Consider the following 5,748-nt stretch of genomic DNA (forward strand, 5'->3'; position numbering starts at 1 on the left):
CAATCGCTGAGGTTGGCGCGAGGCACCCCCCTCTGCCCTGCCGGGCATCTCCCCCTCAAGGGGGGAGATTGGCTGCTTAGGGGGCCGGCACTCCTTCTGCAACGGCCAGGCTGCAAACGTCGGCGATTGGCGAAACCGTCAGCGACATCTGATCTCGCCCCTTGAGGGGGAGATGTCCGGCAGGACAGAGGGGGGTGCTGCCCCCGCCGGCGTCTCAATAAATCCTCCATAGCCAACGCCCCATCCCCTGGCCCACCGCTCCCGCCTTTATCCATCCATCCTTATCGGCTAAGGGGCAGCCAACGATCTCTTACCCCGGACGTCCGCCCCAAATGACCGCCAAGCCAAAACCTCTGTTCCTCGGTATCGATACCGGCGGCACCTATACTGATGCCGTGCTGTGGTCGGAGGAAGGCGGCCCGAAAGGCAAGGTTCTGGCCAAGGCCAAGGCGCTCACCACGCGCCACGACCTTGCCGTCGGCATTTCCGGCGCGGTCGATGCGGTGCTGGAAAAGGCCGGCACCGATCCGGCGGCGATCAAGCTGGTGTCGATGTCCACCACCTTGGCCACCAATGCGCTGGTCGAAGGCCAGGGCGGCCGCGTGGCGCTGGTCATGATCGGCTTCTCCGAGGCCGATCTCGCACGGGATGGTTTGAAGACCGCGCTAGGTACCGATCCGGTCGTCTTCTGCCCCGGCGGGCATGACGTGCATGGCAATGCGGCAAAGCTCGACCTCTCCGGCCTCGAGGCGGCGCTTCCCGAACTTGGCGGCTCGGTGTCGGGCTTTGCCGTCTGCGCCTACTTCGCCACCCGCAACCCGGCGCATGAGCTCGCCGCCCGCGACATGATCCGCGAAAAGACCGGCCTGCCGGTAACCGCGAGCCATGAATTGTCGGCCAAGCTCGGCGGTCCGCGCCGCGCGCTCACCACGCTGCTCAATGCCCGGCTGATCTCGATGATCGACCGGCTGGTCGCCGCGACCGAGGGCTTTCTCGCCAAGCGCGGCATCGCGGCACCCTTGATGGTGGTGCGTGGCGACGGCGCGCTGGTGTCTGCGGCCTTCGCTCGTCAGCGGCCGATCGAGACCATCCTCTCCGGCCCCGCAGCCAGCCTTGTCGGCGCCCGCCACATGACCGGTCTCGACGACGCCATGGTGTCGGATATCGGCGGCACCACGACGGACGTCGCCGTGCTCGACGGCGGCCGCCCGCGCCTTGACCCGGAAGGCGCGACTGTCGGCGGCTTCCGCACCATGGTGGAAGCGGTGGCCATGCGCACCTTCGGCCTGGGCGGCGACTCCGAAGTTGCCCTGGAGGATGGCGCGCTCAATCCGAAAATCCTGCTTGGCCCGCGCCGCCTGGTGCCGCTGGCGCTGGCCGGCATGGTGCATGGCGAGGCGGTGACATCGGAGCTGGAAAGGCAGTTGCGCGCGCCGAACCCAGGGCGCATGGACGGGCGCTTCGCAGTACGCACTGGCGTGCCGGACAGGCTGGCCGCGGGCCTCACCGCGCCCGAGGCAAAGCTCTATGAGGCGATAGGTTCGACACCGCTTGCGCTCGACAGGCTGCTCACGTCGAATGCCCAGAACGCCACGTTGAACCGGCTGGTGTCGCGCGGCCTGGTGCATGTCTCCGGCTTCACGCCTTCGGATGCCGCCCATGTGCTGGGCAAGCAGGCCAACTGGGACCCGGCCGCCGCGCGTCTCGGCGCCGAGCTCTTCGCCCGCCGGCGTGACGGCCGCGGCCAGGCGATCGCGGCAACGCCGGAAGCGCTTGCCGAGCGCGTTCTCGTCACGCTGACGCGCTGGTCGGCCGAATATATCCTCGAAACCGCCTTTGCCGAGGACGGACTGGACGGCGCGGCGACTGTCGCGCATGCGCTGGTGCAGCGCGCCGTCGACGCCCACCCCGGCATTGCCCGCTTCACCGTTGCGCTCGACCGCCCGGTCATCGGCCTCGGCGCCTCGGCGCCCCTTCATTATGCCGGCCTGCCGCCGCTCATCGGCAATGGCTGCGTGGTGCCGGAGGACACCGATGTCGCCAATGCGCTCGGCGCCGTGGTCGGCCAGGTGCGCGTCTCCGCCGAAGCCCGCGTCAGCCAACCCCAGGAAGGGCTGTTCCGGCTCTCGTCCGGGCAGATGGTGCGCGATTTCACCGACGAGGCGAAGGCGATCGCCGCGGCCGAAGCCGATGTGCGGGCGATCGCCGCCCAGCGCGCCAGGGATGCCGGCACCGACAGCGCCGAGATCGATGTCGTCACCGAGTTCAAGGTCTCCACGGTGGAAAGCCAGCGCATGTTCATCGAGGCGCATGTGGTGGCGGTGGCGTCGGGGCGGCCGAGGATTGCGGTGTGAACGGAAGGGGAGGTCGCGGCCCTTCACCCTAAGCCGAATTGACCCTTGCGCCTCAACATGCCAAACGCCCGGCAAAGCTTACCATCTGGAGAAGCCCTGATGACCAACCGCATTGAGATCGCCGGGTTGCAAATCGCCCGGGAGCTCCATGACTTCGTGGCCGAGGAGGCCGCAGTCGGCACCGGCATCGACGCCGAGCAATTCTGGACCGGCTTCTCCGATATCGTCCACGACCTCGCGCCGAAGAACCGCGCCCTGCTCGCCAAGCGCGACGCCATCCAGGAAAAGCTCGACGACTGGTATCGCGCCAACGGCGCGCCGATCGATATGGCGGGTTACAAGGACTTCCTGAAGGAGGTCGGCTATCTCGTGCCGGAAGGCCCGGCGTTCAGCGTCGGCACCGAGAATGTCGATCCGGAAATCGCGGTCGTGGCCGGGCCGCAGCTGGTCGTGCCGGTGATGAATGCGCGCTATGCGCTCAATGCCGCCAATGCACGGTGGGGCTCGCTCTACGATGCGCTCTACGGCACCGACGCCATTCCCGAGACCGGCGGCGCCGAGAAGGGCAAGGGTTTTAATCCCACGCGCGGCGCCAGAGTCATCGCCTGGGCAAAGGATTTCCTCGACCAGTCCGTGCCGCTGACCAGCGGCAAATGGGCCGGCGTCAACGGGCTGTCGGTCGAGAACGGCACATTGAAGCTCGGTGAGGGCGCGGGCGCCACCACGCTAGCCCACCCGAAGCAGTTCGCCGGCTACCGCGGCGATGCCGCCAATCCGGAGGCCGTGCTGCTGGTCAAAAACGGCCTGCATATCGAGATCGTCATTGATCGCGCCAACCAGATCGGCAGGACCGATCCGGCCGGCATCGCCGACGTCATCCTGGAGTCGGCTTTGACCACCATCCAGGACTGCGAGGATTCGGTCGCCGCCGTCGATGCGGAAGACAAGGTCGTCATCTACCGCAATTGGCTCGGCCTGATGAAGGGCGACCTGGCGGAAGAAATCACCAAGGGCGGCATGACTTTCACCCGCAAGCTCAATGCCGACCGCCGCTACACCGCGCCGAATGGCGGCCAGTTGCTGCTGCCCGGACGTTCGCTGATGCTGGTGCGCAATGTCGGTCACCTGATGACCAATCCGGCGATAACCGATCGCGACGGCCATGAAGTGCCGGAAGGCATCATGGATGCCGCGATCACCGCGTTGATCGCCTTGCACGATGTCGGCGCCGACGGCCGACGGATGAATTCCCGCGCCGGCTCGATGTATGTGGTGAAGCCGAAGATGCACGGCCCTGAGGAGGTCGCCTTCGCCGTGGAGATATTCGACCGCGTCGAGGCGCTGCTCGGCATGCCGAGGAACACCATCAAGATGGGCATCATGGACGAGGAGCGGCGCACCACCGTCAACCTCAAGGAAGCGATCCGCGCCGCCAGGGAGCGCGTGGTGTTCATCAACACCGGCTTCCTCGACCGCACCGGCGACGAGATCCACACCTCGATGGAAGCCGGCCCGATGATCCGCAAGGGCGACATGAAGCAGGCCGCCTGGATTTCCGCCTACGAGGCCTGGAACGTCGACACCGGGCTGGAATGCGGGCTGGCCGGCCATGCCCAGATCGGCAAGGGCATGTGGGCGATGCCCGACCTGATGGCGGCGATGCTGGAACAGAAGATCGCGCACCCGAAGGCCGGCGCCAACACCGCCTGGGTGCCCTCGCCGACCGCGGCGACGCTGCATGCCACGCACTACCACAAGGTGGATGTGCACGCCGTGCAGGCGGCGCTGAAGAGCCGGCCGAAGGCGAAGCTCGACGATATTCTGTCCGTGCCGGTGGCCGTGCGGCCGAACTGGACGCCGGACGAGATCCAGCGCGAGTTGGACAACAATTCGCAAGGCATCCTCGGCTACGTCGTGCGCTGGATCGACCAGGGCGTCGGCTGCTCGAAAGTGCCTGATATCAACGACGTCGGCCTGATGGAGGACCGCGCCACGCTGCGCATCTCCTCGCAGCACATCGCCAACTGGCTGCGCCACAAGGTGTGCTCGGAAATCCAGGTCAGGGACTCGCTGCAGCGCATGGCGGCCATCGTCGACCTCCAGAATGTCGGCGATCCGCTCTACAAGCCGATGGCTGCGGACTTCGATCACTCCATCGCCTTCCAGGCCGCCTGCGACCTGGTGTTCAAGGGAACAAGCCAGCCGAACGGCTATACCGAGCCGGTGCTGCACAGGCGGCGGCTGGAGCTGAAGGCGCGGGACTGAGGTCTCACTCCCCTCGGAGGAGGGGACGCCGAGCTTCAGTTCAGCCCTAGCGTTCCCCTCAGCTTCGACAGGTCCTCGGCCAGCGCCGTCACCGGGCCGGCCAGTGCTTTGCGGTCGCTCTCCGACAGCTTGTCGTAGGTCTGGAAGCCATCGGCCGTCTTATATTTCGACAGGATCGTATCGACGGTGGCGAAATTGTCGTTCACGGTCTTGATCAGATCCGGGTTTTCCTTCGAAGCCAGCGGCTCGACCAGCGCCACAATCTTCTGCGCGCCGTCGATGTTGGCCTGGAAGTCCCAAAGGTCGGTATGGCTGTAGCGGTCCTCCTCGCCGGAGATCTTCGAGGAGGCCACTTCTTCCAGCAGGCTGGCTGCACCGTCGACCGCCTTTTCCGGCGGCACCGTCAGGCCGGCGACACGCTTCTGCAGGTCCAGCACATCGGCATAGAGCTTGTCGGCAAGCGGGGCGAGACCATCGGTGGTGTTCTGGTTGAACAGGCCGTACTCGATGCGATGGAAGCCATAGAAATCGGCGGACTTTTCCTTCTGCTCATGGTCGTCGGCGCGCGAGTCGATGGCGGTGTCGAGGTCGGAGAACAGTTCCGCGATCGGCTCGATCGTCTCGTAGTTGACGCGGGCTGGCGCGTAGAGCGCCTTGGCCTTGGCGAGATCGCCGGCCTTGACCGCATCGGTGAAGGCCTTGGTGTCCTTCACCAGCGTGTCGATCTTGCCCTGCACATAGATCTTGTAGTCGGCGATCGGCTGCACGAGATCAAGCGGTGACACGGCGGCCAGCGCCGGCGCGAAGCTGGCCGACAGCGCGACCAGCGATATGGCCAATTGACGTTGGAACTTCATGGGATGTCCTCTCCGTTTCGGGAATTCGGGGATCAGCTGTGGGTGTTAGATGACGCGGCCGCCTCAAGCAGCGAGCGGCCGAGATGGTCGTTCTCGTCCCTCACGCCGGGCAGCGCGAAGAAATAGCCGCCGCCGAACGGCTTGATGTATTCCTCCAGTGGCTCGCCGCTCAGGCGGTTCTGGACGGCGATGAAGCCCCGTTCGAGATCGGCCTGGTAGGCGATGAACAGCAGGCCCATGTCCATCTGGTTGGCCTTGCTGACGCCGTTCGA

3 protein-coding genes and 1 pseudogene are annotated in these 5,748 nt (G+C 66.0%); 2 read left to right on the plus strand and 2 right to left on the minus strand.

Annotated features, from left to right (window positions below):
* The first annotated feature begins 332 nt into the window (after positions 1–332).
* On the plus strand, positions 333–2,354 hold the full coding sequence (locus Q0L57_RS04075) for a hydantoinase/oxoprolinase family protein (protein WP_296738467.1): 2,022 nt from the start codon (positions 333–335) through the stop codon (positions 2,352–2,354).
* 99 nt (positions 2,355–2,453) lie between these two features.
* On the plus strand, positions 2,454–4,619 hold the full coding sequence (locus Q0L57_RS04080; protein ID WP_296738469.1) for a malate synthase G: 2,166 nt from the start codon (positions 2,454–2,456) through the stop codon (positions 4,617–4,619).
* Between the two features lie 35 nt (positions 4,620–4,654).
* Here the strand turns inward: Q0L57_RS04080 and efeO are convergent, their stop codons facing one another.
* The gene (gene efeO / locus Q0L57_RS04085) at positions 4,655–5,476 is read right to left on the minus strand and encodes an iron uptake system protein EfeO (RefSeq protein ID WP_296738471.1); all 822 of its coding nucleotides are present in this window, start codon (positions 5,474–5,476) and stop codon (positions 4,655–4,657) included.
* 32 nt (positions 5,477–5,508) lie between these two features.
* Positions 5,509–5,748: pseudogene (locus Q0L57_RS04090) on the minus strand (Dyp-type peroxidase domain-containing protein); the annotation flags it as partial.

Source organism: Mesorhizobium sp., from assembly GCF_024509055.1.
In the GTDB taxonomy this organism is placed as follows: Bacteria; Pseudomonadota; Alphaproteobacteria; order Rhizobiales; family Rhizobiaceae; genus Mesorhizobium.